Source organism: Azospirillum mesophilum (genome assembly GCF_053470405.2).
This window is the reverse complement of the sequence record NZ_JBPXMQ020000030.1, coordinates 45,842-67,640: the sequence shown is the minus strand read 5'-3', so window position 1 is coordinate 67,640 and position 21,799 is coordinate 45,842. Positions and strand designations below refer to the sequence as shown.

At 68.6% G+C, this 21,799-nt stretch carries 18 protein-coding genes; 7 read left to right on the top strand and 11 right to left on the bottom strand.

Annotation, left to right across the window (positions count from 1 at the left end; genetic code table 11):
• Nucleotides 1-59: 59 nt before the first annotated feature.
• The 3 genes from ACSVC7_RS23875 to ACSVC7_RS23865 all read right to left on the bottom strand — a co-directional run bounded on the left by ACSVC7_RS23875 (nt 60) and on the right by ACSVC7_RS23865 (nt 4,638).
• A complete protein-coding gene (locus tag ACSVC7_RS23875; protein ID WP_448207199.1) occupies nt 60-1,313 on the bottom strand; it encodes an endo-1,4-beta-xylanase in 1,254 nt (417 codons plus the stop codon).
• A gap of 178 nt (nt 1,314-1,491) precedes the next feature.
• Entirely contained in the window at nt 1,492-3,852 is a 2,361-nt protein-coding gene (locus tag ACSVC7_RS23870) for a GumC family protein (RefSeq protein WP_448207200.1), read from the bottom strand.
• Nucleotides 3,853-3,855: 3 nt separating this feature from the next.
• Complete coding sequence (locus ACSVC7_RS23865) at nt 3,856-4,638, bottom strand: WecB/TagA/CpsF family glycosyltransferase (protein ID WP_510166939.1); 783 nt, start codon at nt 4,636-4,638, stop codon at nt 3,856-3,858.
• 510 nt (nt 4,639-5,148) lie between these two features.
• On the opposite strand from ACSVC7_RS23865, the gene ACSVC7_RS23860 reads away from it, so the two are divergent.
• Both ACSVC7_RS23860 and ACSVC7_RS23855 read left to right on the top strand, forming a co-directional pair.
• Nucleotides 5,149-7,440, top strand: coding sequence for a helicase-related protein (locus ACSVC7_RS23860; protein ID WP_448207202.1), 2,292 nt, complete (start codon nt 5,149-5,151; stop codon nt 7,438-7,440).
• Nucleotides 7,441-7,532: 92 nt separating this feature from the next.
• Nucleotides 7,533-7,697, top strand: coding sequence for a hypothetical protein (locus ACSVC7_RS23855; RefSeq protein ID WP_448207203.1), 165 nt, complete (start codon nt 7,533-7,535; stop codon nt 7,695-7,697).
• A gap of 12 nt (nt 7,698-7,709) precedes the next feature.
• On the opposite strand, the gene gpmA is transcribed toward ACSVC7_RS23855, so the two are convergent.
• Nucleotides 7,710-8,465: a 2,3-diphosphoglycerate-dependent phosphoglycerate mutase gene (gene gpmA, locus ACSVC7_RS23850; RefSeq protein WP_448207204.1), complete on the bottom strand. Its 756-nt coding sequence runs from the start codon at nt 8,463-8,465 to the stop codon at nt 7,710-7,712.
• A 323-nt stretch (nt 8,466-8,788) separates the two neighbouring features.
• Here gpmA and ACSVC7_RS23845 point away from each other — a divergent pair, with 323 nt between their 5' ends.
• Nucleotides 8,789-9,067 carry a MarR family transcriptional regulator gene (locus ACSVC7_RS23845; protein ID WP_448207205.1) on the top strand — a complete coding sequence of 93 codons (279 nt, stop codon included), beginning with the start codon at nt 8,789-8,791 and terminating at the stop codon, nt 9,065-9,067.
• Nucleotides 9,068-9,193: 126 nt separating this feature from the next.
• A complete protein-coding gene (locus ACSVC7_RS23840) occupies nt 9,194-9,424 on the top strand; it encodes a hypothetical protein (RefSeq protein WP_448207206.1) in 231 nt (76 codons plus the stop codon).
• Between the two features lie 33 nt (nt 9,425-9,457).
• Here ACSVC7_RS23840 and ACSVC7_RS23835 read toward each other — a convergent pair whose 3' ends face one another.
• Both ACSVC7_RS23835 and glgX read right to left on the bottom strand, forming a co-directional pair.
• Nucleotides 9,458-9,631, bottom strand: a complete 174-nt coding sequence (locus tag ACSVC7_RS23835) for a Nif11-like leader peptide family natural product precursor (RefSeq protein ID WP_448207207.1) — start codon at nt 9,629-9,631, stop codon at nt 9,458-9,460.
• A 131-nt stretch (nt 9,632-9,762) separates the two neighbouring features.
• Entirely contained in the window at nt 9,763-12,090 is a 2,328-nt protein-coding gene (glgX, locus tag ACSVC7_RS23830; protein WP_448207208.1) for a glycogen debranching protein GlgX, read from the bottom strand.
• A 505-nt stretch (nt 12,091-12,595) separates the two neighbouring features.
• Between glgX and ACSVC7_RS23825 the strand changes: the two genes are divergently transcribed.
• From ACSVC7_RS23825 to ACSVC7_RS23815, 3 genes are all read left to right on the top strand, one after another.
• Nucleotides 12,596-14,737, top strand: coding sequence for an ATP-binding response regulator (locus ACSVC7_RS23825; RefSeq protein ID WP_483508740.1), 2,142 nt, complete (start codon nt 12,596-12,598; stop codon nt 14,735-14,737).
• Nucleotides 14,738-14,827: 90 nt separating this feature from the next.
• Nucleotides 14,828-16,120, top strand: coding sequence for a pentapeptide repeat-containing protein (locus ACSVC7_RS23820; protein ID WP_448207210.1), 1,293 nt, complete (start codon nt 14,828-14,830; stop codon nt 16,118-16,120).
• A gap of 37 nt (nt 16,121-16,157) precedes the next feature.
• Nucleotides 16,158-16,550 (top strand): RT0821/Lpp0805 family surface protein, encoded by a 393-nt coding sequence (locus ACSVC7_RS23815; RefSeq protein ID WP_448207211.1) that lies wholly within the window; start codon nt 16,158-16,160, stop codon nt 16,548-16,550.
• Nucleotides 16,551-16,609: 59 nt separating this feature from the next.
• Here the strand turns inward: ACSVC7_RS23815 and ACSVC7_RS23810 are convergent, their stop codons facing one another.
• The 5 genes from ACSVC7_RS23810 to ACSVC7_RS23790 form a co-directional block, all read right to left on the bottom strand.
• The gene (locus ACSVC7_RS23810) at nt 16,610-17,410 is read right to left on the bottom strand and encodes a MetQ/NlpA family ABC transporter substrate-binding protein (protein ID WP_448207212.1); all 801 of its coding nucleotides are present in this window, start codon (nt 17,408-17,410) and stop codon (nt 16,610-16,612) included.
• A 10-nt stretch (nt 17,411-17,420) separates the two neighbouring features.
• Nucleotides 17,421-18,089, bottom strand: coding sequence for a methionine ABC transporter permease (locus ACSVC7_RS23805; RefSeq protein WP_448207213.1), 669 nt, complete (start codon nt 18,087-18,089; stop codon nt 17,421-17,423).
• A complete protein-coding gene (locus ACSVC7_RS23800; protein ID WP_448207214.1) occupies nt 18,055-19,119 on the bottom strand; it encodes a methionine ABC transporter ATP-binding protein in 1,065 nt (354 codons plus the stop codon). Before ACSVC7_RS23800 ends, ACSVC7_RS23805 begins: the two co-directional genes overlap by 35 nt.
• The gene (locus ACSVC7_RS23795; RefSeq protein WP_448207215.1) at nt 19,116-20,786 is read right to left on the bottom strand and encodes an acyl-CoA synthetase; all 1,671 of its coding nucleotides are present in this window, start codon (nt 20,784-20,786) and stop codon (nt 19,116-19,118) included. The genes ACSVC7_RS23800 and ACSVC7_RS23795 overlap by 4 nt, the downstream gene beginning before the upstream one ends.
• 151 nt (nt 20,787-20,937) lie before the next feature.
• Nucleotides 20,938-21,732 (bottom strand): MetQ/NlpA family ABC transporter substrate-binding protein, encoded by a 795-nt coding sequence (locus tag ACSVC7_RS23790; protein WP_448207216.1) that lies wholly within the window; start codon nt 21,730-21,732, stop codon nt 20,938-20,940.
• Nucleotides 21,733-21,799 lie beyond the last annotated feature (67 nt).

The following is a 21,799-nucleotide window of genomic DNA, read 5'->3' as shown; positions in this document are numbered from 1 at the left end:
AGGCAGGAGCTTAGCCCGATTTGCGGGCTCATTCCGGCAGGGCGGGCCTCGCGGGAGGGTTACCCCTCCCGGTTCAGCCCCCGCAGGGCCTGCACCGCGGCCTCGTAGAGCGGCAGCGGGCGCCCGCCCGCGTCGTAGGGCGCGGGGTGCGCGTTCAGCCCCGGATTCTCCCGCGCGATGTAGCTGAGGTCGGAGCGCAGGCTCCACCAGCACAGCTCGGCCAGCTTTGCGTGGTTCATGATGTCGGCCACATACTGGCCGGCCAGGAAGGCCATGGCGCGGTCCTTCTCCGCGCGGGACCAGCGGCGGGGCAAGTGCTGCTCGTCCACATCGAACTCGGTGATGTGGATGGGCAGGCCCAGCCGGTCCATGGCCTTCAGGAACTGGCGCAGGCCCTCGCGGTCGTAGGGCTTGCCGGCCATCAGGTGGCTTTGCAGGCCCAGCCCGTCCACCGGCACGCCGCGCGCCACGGCGTCGGTCAGCCATGTTTGCAGATAGGCGCGCTTGCGCTGCTGCCAGCCCTCGTCGATCTCGATGCCGAACTCGTTGAGGACCAGCTTCGCGGAGGGGAACTGCTTGCGCATGTGGTGGAAGAAGGGGTCGAGCCATTCCGGCCCCTTGGCGCCGCCCGCCACCACCCACCACATGCCCTTGCGGAAGCCGTGGCGGTCCTGCTCCTGCGGGTGGCTGCGCTCCGTCTCCCAGAAGAAGGCCTCGTTCACCACGTCGATGCGGTGGAAGACGTCGCCGTACCGCGCCTTCACCGCCGCGACCATGCCCGTGAAGCGCCGCCAGTAATTGTCCGGCGACAGGGTGCCCTCGGGCGAGAAATACCCCTCCTCCGCGATGCCGAGTTCGGACTGCCGGGCGGCCGGCAGCTTCATATACTCGGGCATGCCTATGTGCTGCCACAGGGCGCAGTGCCAGTTGGGCTTGGCGCCGATGCGGCGGGCCAGCGCCACGCTGGCGTCGAAGCGGCGCCAGTCGAAATTCCCCTCCTGCGGCTGGAAGACCGCCCATTTGCCGCCGTTTTCCGGCGTGACCACGTCGCATTCCCGCGCCATCAGGCGGTCGAGCGTCGGGTCCTCCGGTTCGACGACATGGTCGCGGGCGGCCCCATGGAGCACCCCGATGGCCCGGCACACGTCGCGGAGCGTCGGGTTCGGCACCTCCGGCAGGCGGGACGCGGCGACGGCGGCCTTGGCGTCGGTCGCGGCCTTGCAACTGGCCAGGACGGCCACCCCGACGGCGGCGCGCAGCGCGTCGCGGCGGGTGAGGGAGAGCGCTTTGAAAGCGGGCGAGGTCTGGGCCATGGGCGTCGGGCCTCGTGTCGTTGGGAAAAGGGAAAGCCCCTCTCCCTGGAGGGGAGAGGGGTTGGGGTGAGGGTGGCGCCGGCGAAGCCGGCCAGAAACTAATTTTCCGCCCTATTGGGCGTAACGACCCCTCATCCCAACCCTTCTCCCCCAAGGGGAGAAGGGCTTTTGATTGAAGTTACGGCGTGGCCCGCATGGTCGGGTTGCCGTAGTATTTCCGGGTCGCGACGTAGCTGTTGTACGGACCCTGGTAGCCCTTGCTGGCGGCCTTCTTCAGGTTCACGTCGGTCATCACGCACACGAACTTGTCGTGGTCGATGGGGCCGAGGTCGGCCACCGCGTGCAGGTCGTTCGCCGTGGTGTGGCCCCAGCGGGTGACGAACAGAACCTTGGAGGCCGCACCGCAGACGATGCGGGCGTCCGACACGGCCAGCGCCGGGGCGGTGTCGAACACCACGAGGTCGAAGCTGGGCGACAGGCCGGCCATCAGCTGCACCAGGCAGTCCACGTTGAAGCGGTCCAGCGTCATCGAGTTCAGCTGGCCCGCCGGGATCATCGCGAAGGGCACCTCGTCGGAGGTGTGGACGATCTCGTCCAGCATCGCCTCGCCGGAGATCCAGTCGGACAGGCCCTTCTTGGCGGACAGGTCGAACAGCCCGTCGATGCGCGAGCGGCGGAAGTCGGTGTCCACCACCACCACGCGCCGGCCGGCCTGGCTCGCCACCTGCGCCACGGCGAGGCTGAGCGAGGTCTTGCCGTCCTGCGGGCGGGCCGAGGTGACCGCCAGCGACCCCACCGGGCCGAGGTCGGCCAGATGGTTGCGGAACAGGGCGCGCAGGGATTCGCTGAACAGCGAGAAGGGATGGCGCTGGAAGATCTTGTACAGCCGGCCCTTGGCGCCGCGGTCGCTGTGGTGCGGCACGATGTGGACGGTGCCGACGCCCAGGATGCGGCGGACGGCGTCCGGGGTGTGGATGTGGCGCTGCAGCAGCTCCAGCCCGAAGACGCTGAAGACGGCCAGGGTGAGGGACGCGGCGAAACCGGCCAGCAGCAGCAGGATGCGGAACGGACCCGACGGCTCGTGCGGAACCTGCGGGGATGAGACCAGCTTGACGGTGGCCGGGAAGGCGCGGCTGTCCTTCTGGGCCTCCACCTCCTCCAGGCGGCCGAGCAGGCTGTCGAGAAGCTGGCGCTTGGCCGTGGCCTCCGCTTCCAGCGTGCGCAGCGGGATCGCCTGTTCCTGCATGGTGGCGTAGCTGCCCTCCATGCGGGCGATCATGGTCTTCAGGGCGGTTTCCTGCTCCACCGCGACCTGGGCGGCCTCACGGACGCCGTTGATCTCGCGGCGGATTTCCTGCTGGAGCGAGGCGTTGGCCTCGTTCAGGCGGCCTTGCAACTCGACGATGCGCGGATGCCGGGGGCCGTACTGCTTGGACAGCTGGGCCATTTCGGTGGAGATCGCCGCGACCGTGGCGCGCAGCTGGGCCACGACTGGGGAGGCGATGCTGCCGCCGATGGCGTTCCAGTTGCCGGCCTTCAGGTTGCGCTCCAGCGCGTCGGCCTGGGCGACCGAGCGGGCGCGGTTGGCCGAGGCTTCGGCGAGGCGCAGGCGGGTCTGCTCAAGCTCGTTCTGCGCCATCAGGCCCGTGCCGCCCTTCAGCAGGCCACCCTTCAGGCGGGCCTGCTCGACCTTCTGGTCGGCGTCGGCCACTTCCTTGCGCAGGGTGTTGATGCGGTCCTGCAGCCAGGAGATGGCGCTGGTCGACAGGTCGCGGTCCATCTGCTGGCGGGTTTCCATGTAGCGGCGGACGATGCCGTCCACCACGTTGCGGGCCAGCTCCGGCTCCTTGGCGGTGAAGCGCACCTGGATCACGCGCGACCGGCCGACGATGGCCACGTCCAGCTTGCGGTGAATGCGGGCGATGATCTGGTCGTTGCCCAGTGCGGCGTGCGCCTCGCGCGTGCGGATGTCCTGGGCCATCTCGTCGCCGTGGCTCAGCATCCAGGCTATGGGGCCGGGAAGGTCGGCGCCCCAGACCCGGCCGGCGAGGTCGCGGCCGTAGGCCACCGCGCGCTCGACGAAGGGCAGGGTCTCGTCCTCCTGCGCCGGCGGGTTGAATTCGGGATGCCGGGCGAGGTTCAGGTCCTCGACCACCCGGTTCAGCACCTGCGGCGACTTGAGGATCTCGATCTCGCTGAGGATGGCGGCGTCCTCGGTCGGGATGGCGCCCACCACCTGCTCGACCTCGCGCACGACGCGCACCTGGCGGTTGTCGACCAGCAAAAGGGCTTCGGAGGTGTAGTGGTCCTTCAGCATCGACACGCCGACCGCCGACAGCCCGGTCAGCACCACCACGATGCCGAAGATCAGCCATTTGTGACTGCCCAGCACGCGGAGGATGAACCGGAAATCAGGGCCCATGGACGGGGTCTGTCCCTCGAACTCGGCGCGCGGCGGCTGGCCGGGGACGGCGGGCCAGGCCGAGGCCGGAACCGGGGCCGGCGGGCCGCCGTGGTTGATCTGGGGCAGGTTTTCCACTTCTCAAAGCTCCTTGTGCATGGGCGCTGGTGCTGAGGCGCTGGACGAACGCGTTGCGGCGGCACGGCGCATAAGCAGAACGTTGCGGGCGAAGCCGAAGGCCCCGACGCAGTAACGCCGGAACAGCCGCCGTGGCTCCTGAACGAGCCGGAACGCCCATTCGAGCCCCGCGCGCTGGACCAGCGCGGGCGCCCGCGTGAAGCGTCCGGCGAGGAAATCGACGATGGCGCCTCCGTTGACGATCAGAACGGGGTGGTCCAGCGCGCGCCTCAGCTCGACCGCCACCTCCTCCTGCCGGGGCATCCCCATGGCGAGAAGGATGATGTCCGGCCGGTGGTGGCGGGCGCGCTCGATGTAATGCTCCAGCGGGTGGAAGCCGTGCTCGACGTCCACGTAGCGGTGCGGCGTGCTGCCCCGCAGCCGTTCGACGCAACGGTCCAGCCAGGGCGAGTCCGTGCCGTAGACCGCCACGGAACGCGCGGAAAGGCGGCCCAGCAGCAGGGGAATGAAGTCGGTCCCGTTCATGTTAAGGCCCGCCGGCAGCTTCAGGGCTGGCAGGGCCAGCTCCAGCGCGATCCCGTCGCGCAGCAGGACGTCCGACGCCCGGAAGGCGGCCAGCGCCGGGGCCGACCGCGCGCACAGGTTCACCCCGTGGGCGTTGATGAAGGACAGGATGGTCGGCCGGTCCACGGCTGCCAATGACTCCAGCAACGATTGGCGCTCTTCTTCACTGGAAATGCACCGTATTCTCTCGATCAGTGCCAGGACGTCACGAGGGCTCGGCATGCAGATCTCCTAAACAATTTCGCCCTAAACAATTTTCCAAGGCGGCAAGCCAAGTCGTTGGCACACCCAAGCCAAGTCGTTGGCACACCAATGATGATGCATGACGGGATGCGGACCGTTCAGACGGTAATGCTTGTTAACACCTCCGATCGGGGCATCGGGCCAAACCGCGCCTGTGGATACCCTTTTGGGGAGCATCGCGGCGCGGAGACGAACTATGTGGCTGGCGCCGCTCCTTTTTCGCAGCGGTGGGAACGGCGAAAGGGCAGGTCAGGCGAATTAGCCCGGCCACGCCGGGGGACCACGGAATCGGCTTGCTGTGGCAAAGGGCTCCGCCCATATAGGTACGTCCGCCGGCGAGCGGGGCGCAGAAGGTGGATGGGCGTCCGTGGCGTGCCGGCCCCGGCACGAGGCTGTTCCACAATCCAGGGCTTTGGCCGAAAGCCCGCGCGCAGCATCCCCGGCGCCCCCCTTCCCAAGGAGGGGCGCCGACACGAAAAGAAGACTCCGATGAACGACGACGAATCCACATCCCGCCAGCCCGGCACCGCTGACGAGTTCGACCGGCGCGACGCGCTGCGCGCCATCGCCGCCGTGGTGCGCGGCGACGGGATCGAGGTGGACGCCGACAGCACGCCGGCCCGCTGGTCCGTGGCCGTGGTGCACGAGGTCGTGGTGCCCGGCACCGACCGCAAATTGAAGCTGCGCTTCCGCGTCGCGCTCGGCCCTCTGGCGGACGTCGAGGCGGAGTTGTGGGGCCTGATGACCGCCGAGGAAGGCTTCGGCCGGCCGCAGGCCAAGGCGCTGGGCAAGAAGGTCAAGGCGGCAGCGCTCGGCTCCCCGGCCATCGAGAAGGCGCGCGGCCGGGTGGACTCCTGGTTCGCCTCCATGGCCAAGCGGGCGGAGGGCTTCGGCGAGGCGTGGCGGCCCAAGGGCTTCGCCGACGAGCTGGGCCGCGTGGTCGGCTTCGGCGGGCGCATCCCGCGCCTGCAGGCCCTGCTCGACGCGCTGGAGGAGGCCTTCTCCACCGCCGCCGCCCGCGCCGGCCTGAAGGTGCGGCGGGAGCGGCTGGAGAACGCCTCGGGCCTCGGCGTCTATCTGGACAGCTTCGCCACGGCGCGCGCCATGGTGCGCAAGTTGCGGCTGTTCGTCGGCCCGACCAACTCCGGTAAGACCCACGCCGCCATGGACCGGCTGGCCGAGGCGGAGAGCGGCTGCTACCTCGCCCCGCTGCGCCTCTTGGCTCTGGAAGGGCAGGAGGCGCTGGAGACGCGCGGGCGCCCGTGCAGCCTCGTCACCGGCGAGGAGCGCGACGTGCGGCCGGGGGCGTCCTTCACCTCCTCGACGATCGAGATGGTCAACACGTCGAAGGTGTGGGGCGCCTGCGTCATCGACGAGATCCAGATGATCGGCGACCCCGACCGCGGCTGGGCCTGGACCCAGGCGGTGGCCGGCGTGGCCGCGCCGGAAATCCTGATGACCGGGTCGGCCGACGCGATTCCCTATCTCCAGCGCCTCGCCACCGCGCTGGGCGAGGAGCTGGAGATCGTCGAATTCACCCGCAAGTCGCCGCTGCGCGTGCAGGAAGAGCGGGTGGCGCTGTCAACCGTGCGCCGGGGCGACGCGGTGATCGCCTTCTCCCGCAAGGACGTGATGGGGCTGCGGCGCGACCTGCTGGCCCGCGATCACACCGTGGCGGTGATCTACGGCGCCCTGTCGCCGGAGGTCCGCCGGGCCGAGGCGCGGCGCTTCCGCGAGGGCTCGGCCGACGTGCTGGTGGCGACGGACGCCATCGGCATGGGGCTGAACCTGCCCGTGGCGCGCGTCGTGCTGTCCACCACCCGCAAGTACGACGGGCGGGAGGAGCGCGACCTGACCTCCTCGGAAATCCGCCAGATCGGCGGGCGCGCCGGCCGCTTCGGCATGCACGAGGAAGGCCGCGTCGCGGTGCTGGAGGGCGAAAACATCAACCCGGTGCGCCGGGCGCTGACCACCCCGCCGGTGCCGCCGGAGGATCCGCGCGCCTGGATCTCGCCGAACCTGACCCATGTGGAGGCCATCGCGCGGGAGCTGGACACCGACAGCCTCGCCAAGGTGCTGCGCACGGCGGGGCAGGAATTGCTGCGCGCCAACCAGACCTTCCGCATGACCGACCTGGAGCAGCGCATCCAGGCCGCCGCCGCGGTGGACAAGGCGAAGCTGCCGCTGGCCGTGCGCGACATGCTGGCCCGTTGCCCCATCGACGTGCGCGACAAGAACAACCTGATGCTGTTGGCCCGCTGGGCGACCAACCAGGGCCGGGGCACGCCCAACGCCGCGCCCGACGAGGCCGAGCGCTTCACCCACCGCGTCGGCACCGACGTGGAGCTGGAGCGGGCGGAGCGCGCGGTGAAGGAGCTGACCGCCTACGCCTGGCTGGCCTACCGCTTCCCGGACGCCTATCCGGAAATGGACCTGTGCCAGGAGCGCCGGGCCACCCTGAACGCCTTCATCGAGCGCACGCTGGCCGAACGCTCGCTCGCCCGCGCCTGCCCGGTCTGCGGCACGCGGCTGAAGGCCAACCACCGCTTCCGCGTGTGCGACAGCTGCTATGCCGGCCGTGTGGAGGAGCACAGCGGCGGTCATCGGGGACGCCGCGGTGGCGGCGACGCTCCGCGCCGGAACGGCCGCGGGGAAGCGGCACCGGCGGCACCGGGCCAGCCCCAGGCCGCAGGCCACCCGCATTTCCATCACCCCGTCCCCGGCAAGAAGCGCGGCAAGGGCGGCGCCGGCCATCGGGGCCGGCGACCGGCCGCGACCTGAGGGAGCTTGCGGCGTAGGCCGTCCGAAGGCTCTGGCCTCCTGCGGTCGTGGTCTGTTAATCTTCTGTTATGGCGATACCCCGACCGAAACCCATGCCCGACCACGACGAGCACGAGGCCAAGCGCGCCGCCGTGCGCGAAGGTCTCCGGCAGCTTGATCGCGGTGAGCGGATTCCGCTGGCCGACATCAAGGCGTGGGTTGCGTCGTGGGACACGGACGACGAACTGCTGAAGCCAAGGGCTTCGTCGCGCCGTTGACGATCCCTGGGATCACGCTGCCGCTGTCCCTTGCCCCGCACTCCGCTCCGGCCAGGTGATCTCCTCCTGCCCTCCGTCGTCGGTCAGGAAATAGCGGCGCATGGGGGAAAGGCCGCTGTCCAGCTCGTAGACCAGCGGGCGGCTTGTCGGGATTTCGAACAGCGGGATGTCCTGGTCGGGCACATTGTCCAGATGCTTGACCAAAGCGCGCAGGCTGTTGCCGTGCGCCGCCACCAGCACCCGTGCGCCGAGCCGCAGGGCGGGGCAGATGCCCTCCTGCCAGAAGGGGATCACGCGCGCGGTGGTGTCCTTCAGGCTCTCGCCGCGCGGCAGATTGGCCTTGCCAAGTCCCGCGTAACGCCGGTCGGACACGGCCGAGCGCGGGTCGTCCGGTTCGATGGGCGGGGGCGGCACGTCCCAGCTCCGCCGCCACAGGAAGACCTTGTCGGCGCCGTGCCGGGCCGCCGTCTCCGTCTTGTTCAGCCCCTGGAGCGCGCCGTAATGCCGCTCGTTCAGGCGCCAATGCTTGTGCACCGGCAGCCAGAGCCGGTCCATATCTTCCAGCACGATGTCCAGCGTCTTGATGGCCCGCTTCAGGACGGAGGTGAAGGCCACGTCGAAGTCGAACCCGGACTGGCGCAGCAGGCCCGCCGCATGGTGGGTTTCCGCGATCCCTTGCTCGGTCAGGTCGACGTCCGTCCAGCCGGTGAACAGGTCCTGGCGGTTCCACACGCTCTGGCCGTGGCGAAGCAGCACGATTCGGTGCATGGCGCGTCCCTCCCTGCAGTCCTTCCCGCCTTTCTTTCGGTCCTGGGGGACGCAACGGGAAGAGCGGGAAAGAGTTCCATCATTGCTTTCGCAAAGCGTGTTTATGTCAAAGACGAAACAGTGACGACACATTCAGAAAACAAAGTGAGGCTAATGTTCGCGAACGGTGAGGCCACACGCTCAAGGTGAACCCGAAAGGGAACGCCGCAACGCGGATCCGGGGGCCTGACCGCAAGAGGACGTGCCGGGCCGTGCCCGGCGCACAGCCGTATTGTGTTTCAACCGCACTGCGACGCCGTGCAACCTTGCGTACCGAGGCCGCCATGCAGCATCATGACATCCTCTCCAGGGCCGTTTCGACCGATCGGGACATCACCTTGGAGGCGCTTCGTGTCTTCACTTACCTGAGCCGGCGGCTCCACTTCGACCGACCCGTTCCGGTGCTTCAGTCCGAGCTGGCTGACGCGCTGGGCATGCAGAGGCCCAACGTCAACCGGGCCATCAAGCTGCTGGAGACCAAGCAGATCCTTCTGCGGGACTCCAAGCTGGGTCGTGCGATCACGTTCCGACTGAACCCGGAACTGGAGGGCGGCCGGGCCTAAGCATGGTCCGGAATGATTTTTGAAACGCGTCACCTTCTCTTTTCGAACTCGGCCCTCCGAAAAGCCTTCGCCTGGTACCAGAAAGTACCGAACCAGACCGACCTGCCATTCGGGATGATCACGGCCGTGACCCCGAAGGCAGGGGGCGGCGTGTTGGTCACGGTCCAGCAGCTCGGTTCCACCAAAGGTCGCGAAGTGCCCTTCATGCCCAGCAAGACGCTGGGCGTCCTGCTGCTGTTCTGCCGCCGCCAGAAAATTCCGATCCCCCGCGACGCCGAAAAGGACATCGCCCCGTCGGACGACGGCATCATGCTGACCATCCGTGGCCAGACCGCCACGACCGCGCCCCCGCCGTGACGGGCGGGGCTTGTCTTTTCCTTGCGCTGCCCCTCACGCCGCCTTCAGCGGGATGTCCTGTTCGGTGAAGCGGTAGCCGTGCCGGGCGGCGAAGGAGACGAGGTCGCCGAGCGTGACGACGGCGCCCGAGGAGCGGTGCAGCGCCGCCTTCAGGACCGGATCGTCCTTGGTCGCCACCAGGAAGCGGATGTAGTCGGCCTGCGCCATGGTTGGACCTCCGTGCCGGCGGCACCCGACCATTGGCGCCGCCAATCAATTCTATTCGTCTAAAATTGTATCTTTCTCGGGCGCTTGACGATGCGGCATCCTGCCGCACCGCCTGTTGGCATTGATGGCCCTCACTCGCCCGGCTGGTTCGCCGGTTCCGGGGCGGGTTCGGCGGCGGAATCGACTGGTGATACGACCGTGGACTCGGCCGGGGCTTCGGGGACGGTGACTTCCGCCTTGGCGTCGTCCGCGGCCCCTTCGGCCGCGCTGCGGAAGGCCCTTGCGGCCGACCGCAACGAGCTTTCGGAACGGCGGTCCGGCATCAGCTCGAACAGAAACAGCGACCGCCCGCCGATGGGAATCTCGTCGCCGCTGCGCGCGGTGGAGACCTCGACGCGCTCCGGCTCCATGGTGTCGGCAAGACGCAGCCACTGGCTGCCGCCCACGACCTCCGGCAGCTTGAACGGCACCACGTCGTGGTGGGAGTTGATGATGAGCAGCAGCGTGGCGTCCGACGCCGCCCGCTTGATGCCCGTGGCCTGCGCCCGGCCGTCCAGCAGCATGCCCAGGCAGCGCGCCATCGGGTCCTGCCACTGCTCGGTCGTCTTCTCCACCCCCGCCGGGGTGATCCAGGCGACGTCCTTGACGTCCAGGTCCGGGTTGTAGGCGCCGGAGAAGAAGCGCCCGCGCCGCAGCAGCGGATGGCTCTGCCGCAGCCCGATCAGGTGACGGACGAAGTCGGTCAGGGCGAGCCCGTCCTCGTCGATGTTCTCCCAGTCGATCCAGCCGATCTCGTTGTCCTGGCAATAGGCGTTGTTGTTGCCGTGCTGGGTGCGGGCAAACTCGTCGCCGGCCAGGATCATCGGCGTGCCCTGCGACAGCAGCAGGGTCGCCAGCATGTTGCGCATCTGGCGGAAGCGCAGGGCCTTGATCTCCGGATCGTCGGTCGGCCCCTCGGCGCCGTGGTTCCAGGAGATGTTGTGGGAATGGCCGTCGCGGTTGTCCTCGCCGTTCGCCTCGTTGTGCTTGTCGTTGTAGGAGACGAGGTCGTTCAGCGTGAAGCCGTCATGCGCGGTGACGAAGTTGACGCTGGCCCAGGGCTTGCGGCCGCGCCGGTTGAAGACGTCGGCCGACGCGGACATGCGGGTCGCCATCTCCGGCAGCTTGCCCTCGTCGCCTTTCCAGTAGGCGCGCACGGTGTCGCGGAACTTGTCGTTCCACTCCGCCCAGCCCGGCGGGAAGCCGCCGACCTGATAGCCGCCGGGGCCGCAGTCCCAGGGCTCGGCGATCAGCTTCACGCGCGACAGCACCGGGTCCTGCCGGCAGGCGTCCAGGAAGCCGCCGCTGTGGTCGAAGCCGTAGGTTTCGCGCGCCAGGATGGTGGCGAGATCGAAGCGGAACCCGTCCACATGCATCTCGGTCACCCAGTAGCGGAGCGAGTCGGTGACCATCTGGAGCACGCGGGAATGCACGAGGTTCAGCGTGTTCCCCGTGCCGGTGTCGTTGATGTAGTAGCGCGGATTGTCCGGCAGCAGCCGGTAGTAGGAGGCGTTGTCGATGCCCTTGAACGAGAGGGTCGGTCCCATCTCGTTGCCTTCGGCGGTATGGTTGTAGACCACGTCCAGGATCACCTCGATCCCCGCCTCGTGCAGGCGGGCGATCATCTCCTTGAACTCGTAGATGGCGCCGGTCGCCATGTAGCGCGGATCGGGCGCGAAGAAGGAGATGGTGTTGTAGCCCCAGTAGTTCCGCAGCCCCTTTTCAAGCAGATAGCGGTCGTCCACGAAGGCGTGCACCGGCAGCAACTCCACCGCCGTGACGCCCAGCGAGCGGATGTAGTCCACCACCTCCTGCTGGGCGAGCCCGGCGAAGGTGCCGCGATGCTGCGGCGGCACGGCCGGATGGCGCATGGTGTAGCCGCGCACGTGGGTCTCGTAGATGATCGTGCGCTCCCACGGGATCGCGGGCAGGCGGTCGTGGCCCCAGGTGAAGGCCGGGTCGATCACCACGCATTTCGGCATGCCCGGCGCGCTGTCGCGCCGGTCGAAGGAGAGATCGCCGCGCGGCGAGCCGACGCGGTAGCCGAAATGCGCGTCCGACCAGCGCAGCGGCCCGATCAGGTGCTTGGCGTAGGGGTCGAGCAGCAGCTTGTTCGGGTTGAAGCGGTGCCCCGCGCGTGGTTCGTAGGGACCATGGACGCGGTAGCCGTAGACGGTGCCCGGCCGCGCGTCGGGCAGATAGCCGTGCCAGACCTCGTCGGTGTATTCCGGAAGCTCCACACGTTCCAGCTCCCGCCGGCCTTCGTTGTCGAACAGGCACAGTTCCACTTTGGTGGCGTTCGCCGAGAACAGGGCGAAATTGACTCCAAGCCCGTCCCAGGTGGCGCCCAGCGGGTAGGGCAAACCTTCGCGGATGCGCGACCGGCGGAGCGTCTGCGTGGCATAGGGCGGCTTCTTCAAAACGGACCTCGTGTCGGCGTGAGTGGCGCTAACGGCGACACAAGAACACGCGAGACAGCGGGGTGATCCCTCGGACGCCGGTTCGGCGCCTTGAGTCATGATCGGACCCAACCCAAAGTGTGACGCTGTTATGAGCATGGTCATAGTCGTCATGGCAGGTCGCGCCGGGGAGGGGCTTCTGCTATCATCCGCGACGAAAAATAATGATAAAATACTAGGCAGGAAAACGTACCTCGAAGAGCGGATAATGGCGTGAATGGTGGGTGCTGAATGGAAGGGATTTCTCACCACAACAAGCAGGGATTGCGATCGGCAATCCTGATTTGTGGAACAGTTCAGACGCCCAAACCCTTCGCGACCTAGGGTTCTTTCCGTCCCGGCCTGCGGCTCTAGCCCTCGCGCGGCCATGGTCCTTCATCGGACGCTCCGCGCCGGCTTCCTGTTCCGGCTGTCCTGAATCGGCGTTCCGGCGAGCCATCGCCGGGCAGGCCCATTTGCGTTGCTGATGCCCATGCTCCGCCTCTCGGTCCGCGCACTGCTGAACTTCCACCCCAAGGCCATCCTGGCGGCCATCGTTGGCTCCATGACGGTCCTGGGGGCCTTGGCGTGGGGTGCGCTGACCCTGTTCGACTATCTGGACACGCTCGACCGCGCCGAACGCGACGCGCGGCAGGCCGCGGCCCTTCTGGAGGGGCACGCGGCGGCGATCCTGGACGGTGGCGCCGGCGCCCTGGCGCGCGTTGCCGACCGCATGCGCGACGGAGGCCTGTCCACGCTGGCGGAGAACGCCTTGGGCGAGGCGCTGGCCGTCTCGACGCGCGGCGCGCTGTCCATCGTCGATTCCTCCGGGCGGACGGTGTTCGGGCCGACCATCGCGGTGGACGAGGACCTTCTGGGCCGCGGTGCCGGGGCTGACAGGGCGGAGGACATGCTGCTGCTGCCCGGCCGGGCCGACGGGGTGGACTCCATCGTGCTGGCCCGCCGCCTGACCGCCCGGCGTCCAGCCGACCGCGCCGGCCTCGTGGATGGCGCCGTCCTCTTCGCCCTTCCGGTGTCGAGCCTGTCCAAGGTGCTGGCCGTGTTCGGCGACGGGCAGCACCGCTTCGCCGGCCTGTACCGGCCGGACGGCGTCCGGCTGGCGGGGATCGGCGACGCCGGCTGGCCGGGGCAGGGGCGCTCCGGGACCAATCCGGCGACCGGCCCGGCGACGGTGACCGGCGTCAAGCGGATGGAGGCTTTTCCCGTTGTCGCGGCCGTCGCCCTGCCGCGCGACGTGGTGCTGGAGCCCTGGAAGCTCCGGCTGGAGCACGGGCTTGTGGTGGTCGGCGTCGCCTTCCTGGCCTTGGGTGGGCTCGCCTCGCTCGGCTGGGTCAGCCTGCGCCGCGAGGAGGCCGCGCGCAACGCGCTGCGCGACGCCAACGCCCGGCTGGAGCAGCGGGTGGAGGACCGAACGGCCGACCTGCGCACGCTGAACCAGAAGCTCGTCCGCGCGCTGTCCGAGAAAGAACGCGCCAACCAGGCCAAGTCGCGCTTCCTGTCGGCGGCGAACCACGACCTGCGCCAACCCTTCCAGGCCCTGCGCCTGTTCCACCATCTGCTGACGGAGCGGCTGAAGGACCCGCGCGACCGCTCCATCGCCGACAAGATGGGCGAAGCGCTGGACAGCGGGGAGAAGCTCCTGCACTCGCTGCTGGAGGTCGCCACGCTGGACGCGGGCGTGGTGCGCCCGAACATCACCGACGTTCCGGTCGCCACGGTGCTGGAGGCGGTGGAACGGGAGTTCCGCGCGGCGGCCGCCGACAAGGGGCTGGACCTGCGGGTGCGCGCCTGCGACGCGGTGGTGCGGACCGACGCCACGCTGCTGACGCGCATGCTGGGCGACCTGCTGCGCAACGCCGTCGCCTACACGCCGATGGGTGGCGTCGTCCTGGGCTGCCGGCGGCGCGGCCAGTGGCTTCGCATCGAGGTCTGGGACACCGGCGCCGGCATCCCGCCGGAACAGCTGGACGCCATCTTCGAGGACTTCGTGCAGCTCGGCAACCCGGAGCGCGATCGGAGGCGCGGCCTCGGCCTCGGCCTCGCCAAGGTGCGGCGCAAGGCGGCGCTGCTCGGCCACGCGGTGGAGGTGCGCTCCCGCCTCGGCCAGGGGTCGGTCTTCTCCATCATGGTGCCGATCGCCGCCAGCGAACCGAAGGCGGAGCCGGCCACCGCCCCCATCGTCGGTTCGGCGGCGGAGCCCAACGGCGCACGCCTGATTCTGGTTGTGGAGGACGACCCGGTGCAGCGCGCCGGCATGCAACTCCTTCTGGAAAGCTGGGGGCACGAGGTGCTGGAGGCGGAGGACGGGCGCTCGGCGTTGGAAATCCTGCGCCGCTCGCCGCGCTGCCCCGACGTGATCCTGACCGACTTCCGCCTGCCGGGCGCCATGACCGGCGCCCAGACGGTGACCGGGGCGGGCGAACTGATCGGGCGCCCCATCCCCGGCATCATCCTGACCGGCGACACCGCGCCCGAACGCATCCGCGAGGCGGTGGCCGCCGGCTGCCGGCTGCTGCACAAGCCCTTCACCCCCGACGTTCTGCGCGATGCGCTGAGCGCGGTGGCGGCGGAGCGCGCCGCCCGGCAGGCCCAGCAGAGCGCCGCGTGACGCTGTCTCTCTTGAGCGCGCGAATTTGCGTTAATACTTCCTGAAGGACGGTGGTGCTAGGGTTGGACATGACGAACGTCGACCCGGCTCATGCAACAGCGCCCACTCACCCGCCTGGACCAGTCCCAGCTCGACGCCGTGGTGCGGCGGCACGAGATGTTCCGCAACGCGCGCATCGGCGGGGCGCGGGCGACCTTATCCTTTTTTGATCTCAGCGGCCTCGACCTGTCGGGGCGCGACCTCGCGCACGCGGATTTCGTCGGCGCGTCCCTACGCGGCGCCAACCTCGCTGGAGCGCGGCTGGATTGCGCCGCGATGTTCGCGACCGACCTGCGGCAGTCCAACCTGGAAAACGCCAGCCTCATCAAGACGGACCTGCGCGGCGCCTGCCTGCGCGGCGCCATCCTGATCGGCGCCAACCTGTTCGAGGCCGACCTGCGCGACGGCTCGCTGGCCGAGAAGGACCGCGACGGCAACCTGCGCATGATCCAGGTGGACAGCCAGCCGACCGAAGCGACCGGCGCCGACCTGTCGGGCGCCAACCTGACCAACGCCCGCCTGTCCGGCGCCATGGCGATCCACACCGACTTCACCGACGCGGTGATGAAGGGCTGCAAGCTGGTGCGGGCCACCATGCGCGGGGCGAACTTCAGCGGCTCCAACCTGGAAGGCGCTGACCTTTCCGGCGCGGACCTGCGCGGGGCCTGCCTGCGGGGCGCGGTGCTGACCGGCGCCTCCATGACCATGACCGACCTGACCGACGCCGAGATGGAGGACACGCTGACAGACGAGCCGGTCGGGCGCGTCGTGGCGGAACTCGGCCGGCCGCTGGATGAGCTGCTGCACGACCACATCGTGTGGGTCGGCACCGGCGGCGCCCAGGGCGCGCCGCTCGACCTGTCGGGCTTCGACCTCCGGCACGCCCCCTCGCTGGCGCACAGTTGCCTGACCATGCTGCGCGCGGTCGGGGCGACGCTGTACGGGCTGGACCTCACCAACGTGCAGCTTCAGGCCGCGGTGCTGGAGAATGGGGACCTCCGCGTTGCCAAGCTGGTCGGCGGGGACCTGCGCGGCGTCAACCTGAAGAACGCCAAGCTGAACAACGCCGACCTGCGCAACGTCAACCTGCGCCCGCTCTATTTCGACGAGAAGCGCTCCATGCGGTCGGAACTGGCCGGCGCCCGGCTGCGCTACGCCGATCTGCGCGGGTCCTGCCTGCGCGACGTGAACTTCGCGGGCGCGGACCTGTCCTTTGCCAACCTGACGGGCTGCGATATGGCCAAGGCCGACCTCAGCCACGCCCGGCTGTTCGGCGCGAAGCTGGAACGCAAGGCTTTGATGGACGGGGTCGTCCTCGACGGTGTGGCGGGTCTTAAGCTTTAGGCGTATATTGTCGCCGCTTTGTTTCGGGAGAGTGATGATGTCCGGTCGGGTTCGGTTGGTCTGCGGTGCGGCGCTGGCGGCGATGCTGGCCTTGCCCGGCGCGGCCCAGGCGCGCACCTCGGTCTTCGTGGGGGTCGGCGGCCCGGTGTATCCGGCCTATCCGCACCACCACTATTATTACCCGCCGCCCGTCTACGTCGCGCCGCCCCCGCCGGTGGTGTATGTCGAACCCGCACCCCCGCCCGCCGTGGTCTTCACCCAGCCGGCGCCGCAGCCCATGGCGGTGAACCCCGCCGGCCCGGCCTACGTCGCGCGCAGCGGGCAGCTCTGCCGGGAATACCAGTCGACGGTGAACATCGGCGGCGTCCCGCAGCAGACCCACGGCACCGCATGCCAGCAGCCCGACGGCTCCTGGCGGATCATGAACTGAAGCAATCATAAAAAAGCCCCTCTTCCACCAGGGAAGAGGGGCTTTTGAATGGCCGAAACTTACCAGGCCGGAACGACGGCGCCCTTGAACTTGTCGAGGATGAACTGCTTCACCTCGTCGTTCTGGTAGGCCTTCACCAGCTTCGCCACCCAGGGCTTGTCCTTGTCGGCCTTGCGGACGGCGATGATGTTGGCGTAGGGGCTCTCGCTGGCCTCGCGGGCGATGGCGTCCTTGTTGGGGTCGAGGCCCGCTTCCATGGCGAAGTTGGTGTTGATCACCGCCACGGTCACGTCGTCCAGCGAGCGCGGAAGCTGGGCCGCGTCCAGCTCGACGATCTGGAGCTTCTTCGGGTTGTCGGAGACGTCAAGCGGCGAAGCCTTCAGGCCGGCGCTCTCCTTCACCTTGATCAGGCCCTTGGACTGAAGCAGCAGCAGCGCGCGGCCGCCGTTGGTCGGGTCGTTCGGCACGGCGACCTTGGCGCCGGCCGGCAACTCGTCCAGGCTCTTCACCTTCTTGGAATAGATGCCCATCGGGAAGATGACGGTCTTGGCGACGCCGACGAGGTCGTAGCCGCGGTCCTTCACCTGATTGTCCAGATAGGGCTGGTGCTGGAAGGAGTTCACGTCCAGGTCGCCCTGGGCCAGCGCCTGGTTCGGGATCACGTAGTCGGAGAATTCCAGCACCGTCAGGTCGAGGCCGTCCTTGGCGGCGATGGGCTTCACCTTCTCCAGGATCTGGGCGTGCGGACCGGGGGTGACGCCGATCTTCAGGGCTTCGGCGGCGGCACCAAAGGGCGCGCCGAAGGCGGCGGCCAGGGTCGCGATGCCGGCAATTGCGCCGAGCAGGCGGGAACGGACCATCTCCAACTCCTCAGGACTTCAAGTTTCGTTTGTTGACTCGCCGGGCGATCCAGTCGCCCGTTGACTGCACGATCTGCACCAGAACGATCAGCACCAGGACGACCGCCAGCATCACCTCCGGCAGGAAGCGCTGGTAGCCGTAGCGGATGCCGAGATCTCCCAGGCCGCCGCCGCCGACCGCGCCGACCATGGCGGAATAGCCGATCAGGCTGACCGCCGACAAGGTCAGACCCAGCGCGATGGCCGGCATGGCCTCCGGCAGCAGGACCTTGCGGATGATCTGGAAGGGCGTGGCGCCCATGGCCTGCGCCGCCTCGATCAGGCCGCGGTCCACCTCGCGCACCGCACCTTCGACGATGCGGGCGATGAAGGGCACGGCGGCGACGGTCAGCGGCACGATGGCCGCACCCGTGCCGATGGAGGTTCCGGCGACCAGCCGCGTGAAGGGAATGATCGCCACCACCAGGATGATGAAGGGGGTGGAGCGCGTCATGTTCACGACGGCGCCGACGATCCGGTTGAAGGCGAGATTCTGCAACAGCTCGCCCCGGCCGGTGACGGCCAGCAGAACGCCGATGGGCAGGCCCAGCAGGGTGCCCAGGATGCCCGACACCGCCACCATGTGCAGCGTGTCGAGCAGCGCCTTAAACAGCAGCGCGTAGATTTCCGGGGACAGCATAGCCGAGCACCTCGACACCGAGCTTGTTGACTTTCAGGAGGCTGATGGCCGCCTCGATGGACTGCGGGTTGCCGATGGCTTCCACCACCAGCGTCCCGAAGGGCGCGCCCTGGATCTCGTCGATCTGGCCGTGCCAGATGTTCAGGTCCAGGTTCAGCTTGCGGCTGATCGCGCTGATGACGGGGGAGGTCGCGCGCTCGCCCGTGAAGGTGATTCGCAACACGATGTTCGACCCCGGCACCTCGGTCGCCGACAGGCGCTCCTTCAAGGAATCGGGGATGCCGCGGTTGATGACCGGATCGACGAAGGTCTTGGTCGTCTCGTGGCGCGGGTGCGCGAAGACGTCGAAGACCGGGCCCTGTTCGATGATCCGGCCGTTTTCCATCACCGCCACCTTGTGGCAGATCTCCTTGATGACGGCGATCTCGTGCGTGATCAGCACGATGGTCAGGCCCAGCCGCTTGTTGATGTCGGCCAGCAGGTGCAGGATCTGGGTCGTCGTCTCCGGGTCGAGGGCGGAGGTCGCCTCGTCCGACAGCAGCACCTTCGGCTTGCTGGCCAGCGCGCGGGCGATGCCGACGCGCTGCTTCTGCCCGCCGGACAGCTCCGCCGGGTAGCGGTCGCGCTTCTCCGTCAGGCCGACGAGGTCGAGCAGCGGCTCCACCGCCTCCCGGATCTGCGCCTTCGGCACGCCGGCCAGCTCCAGCGGCAACGCCACGTTGTCGAACACCGTGCGCGAGGACAGCAGGTTGAAGTGCTGGAAGATCATGCCGATGGAATGCCGCGCCTCGCGCAGCTCGCGCGCCGACAGGCTGGTCATGTCCACCCCGTCCACCAGCACGCGGCCGGAGGTCGGCTTTTCCAGCAGGTTCACGGTGCGCAGCAGCGTCGACTTGCCGGCGCCGGAACGGCCGATGATGCCGTAGATCTCCCCGCGCTCGATGGTCAGGTCGATGTCGGCCAGCGCCTGCACCGGGGCGCCGGTGCCGCGGGCAGGATAGGTTTTCTGAAGTTTCTCGAAGGTGATCATACGGTCTGGGCCTCCCGACGCGTGCCCAGGTCGCGGGCGGCGTCGCGCAGGACGGTCTTCTGGATTTTGCCGGTCGAGGTCTTCGGCAGGTCGCTGAACACGACCGTGCGCGGCACCTTGTAGTGCGCGATGCGCTGCCGGCACCACTGAATAATCTCGGACTCAGACGGGCGTTCCGCGCCGGGCTTCAGCGTGACGAAGGCGCAGGGGCTTTCCCCCCACTTGTCGTCGGGGCGGGCGACCACGGCGGCCTCCAGGATGGCGGGGTGCTTGTACAGCACCTCCTCCACCTCCAGGGACGAGATGTTCTCGCCGCCGGAGATGATGATGTCCTTGGACCGGTCCTTCACCTCGATGTAGCCGTCGGGGTGCAGCACGCCCAGGTCGCCGGTGCGGAACCAGCCGCCCTCCAGCGCTTCCTTGGTGGCGGCGGGGTTCTTCAGGTAGCCCTTCATGATCGTGTTGCCGCGCACGGCGATCTCGCCGATGGTCAGGGCGTCGGCGGGCACGGGACGGCCGGTGTCACGGTCGAAGACGGTCGCGTCCTCCACCGCGATGTGGTTCACGCCCTGCCGCGCGAACTTCACGGCGAGGTCGTCGGCGCTCAGATCCTCCCAGCCGTCCTGCGGGGCGCAGACGGTGGCGGGGCCGTAGCATTCCGTCAGCCCGTACATGTGGATCACCTCGAAGCCCAGCGCCTTCATGCCGGACAGCACCGCCGAGGGTGGGGCGGCACCGCCCGTTCCCACGGTAACCGTATGGCCGAAGCGGCGTTGCACGTCTGTCGGCGCGTGGATCAGCATGTTCAGCACGATGGGCGCGCCGCAGAGGTGCGTCACCCCATGCTCCGCGATGGCGTCGAAGATGGCCTTGGCCTCGACCCGGCGCAGGCAGACATGCGTGCCGCCCGCCGCCGTGACCGCCCAGGTGTAGGTCCAGCCGTTGCAGTGGAACATCGGCAGCGTCCACAGATAGACGTTCTCCGGCCGGACGTTCAGGGTGAAGGCGTTGCCCAGCGCGTTCAGGTAGGCGCCGCGGTGGTGGTACACCACGCCCTTGGGGTTCCCCGTGGTGCCGGAGGTGTAGTTCAGCGCCACCGCCTCCCACTCCTCCTCCGGGCCGCGCCAGGCGGCAGGCGGCGCGGCGGTCAGGAAGTCTTCATACTCCACGGCGCCCAGGCTGGGCGCGTCGGGGACCAGATCGTCAGCGATCTCGACAATGGTGATGGGGCGGGCCGTCTGCTCCAGCGCCGCCTTGGCGACGGGGATCAGTTCCCGGTCCACGATCAGCAGCCTGGTCTCGCTGTGCTCCAGGATGAAGGCGACGGCCGCCGCGTCGAGGCGCGTGTTCAGCGCGTTCAGCACCGCGCCGGCCAGGGGCACGGCGTAGTGCGCCTCCAGCAGCGCCGGGACGTTGGGCGCCAGCACCGACACTGTGTCCCCGCGCGCCACCCCGGCCCCCAGCAGCGCCCCCGCGAACCGCCGCACCCGGTCCCGGAACTGCGCATAGGTGATGACCCGGCGGCCGTGGATGATGGCCGGCTTGTCCGGATACACCTTGGCTGCGCGCTTCAGAAAGCTGAGCGGGCTCAGCGGCACATGGTTGGCGGGGCCGGGCGCCAAGTCGCGGTCGAAGATCGAGGCGGTGCGGTGGAACGGGGCGGTCATGGGGGCGGTCCTTAACATATCTCCCTCTCCCCTCTGGGGAGAGGGGCGGGGTGAGGGGGATGTCGGGGAACCGGACGCGCGGGCGACGCCGGACCCCCTCACCCTAACCCTCTCCCCAGAGGGGAGAGGGGATGTGGGCGGTTGCCGTCAATCACCAGGTCGGAATGATGGTGCCGTTGAACTTCGTGTTGATGAAGTCGCGGACTTCCGGCGAGCGGTACAGCTCGATGAAGCGCTTGATGGCCGGGTCTTCGGCGCGGTCCTTGCGGACGGCCCAGACGAGGTGCCACTTGGACTGGTCGTCCTCCAGCAGCAGCGAGGTCTTCGGGTTCAGCCCGGCCAGCACGGCGTAGTTCAGCGTGATGACCGACGCGTCCACGTCGTCCAGCGAGCGCGGAAGCTGTGCCGCGTCCAGTTCCACGAACTTGATCTTCTTCGGGTTGGACGCGATGTCCGCGATGGTGGTGTTCAGGCCGGCCCCGTCCTTCAGCCCGATCAGCCCGGCCTTGGCCAGCAGGAACAGCGCGCGGGCGCCGTTGGTCGGGTCATTGGGGATGGAGACGCTGGCGCCTTCCTTCAGATCCTCCAGCTTCTGCGCCTTCTTGGCGTAAACGCCCATCGGCACGACGATGCTCTTGGCGACGGACACGATGTTGTAGCCGCGCTGCTTGATCTGGTTGTCCAGGTAGGGCTGGTGCTGGAAGTTGTTGGCGTCGATGTCGCCGTCGTTGAGCGAGGCGTTCAGCATGTTCCAGTCGGTGAACTCGATGACCTTCGCCTCAAGCCCTTCCTTGGCGGCGAGCTTGGCCGTGTACTCCAGAATCTCGCCGTAGGGGCCGGCCGACACGCCGAGCTTCAGCGCCCCGGCCTCGGCACCGGCGACGAAGGAGAACAGGCCGGCGGCCACGAGAGCGGCCATGCGAGCGGAGGTCAGCAGCGTCTTCACAGCGGGGATCCTTTCCTGAAGGGCGTTATTGTGCGATTGCCGGGTGTTGAATAGCCGTTTTCCGCAC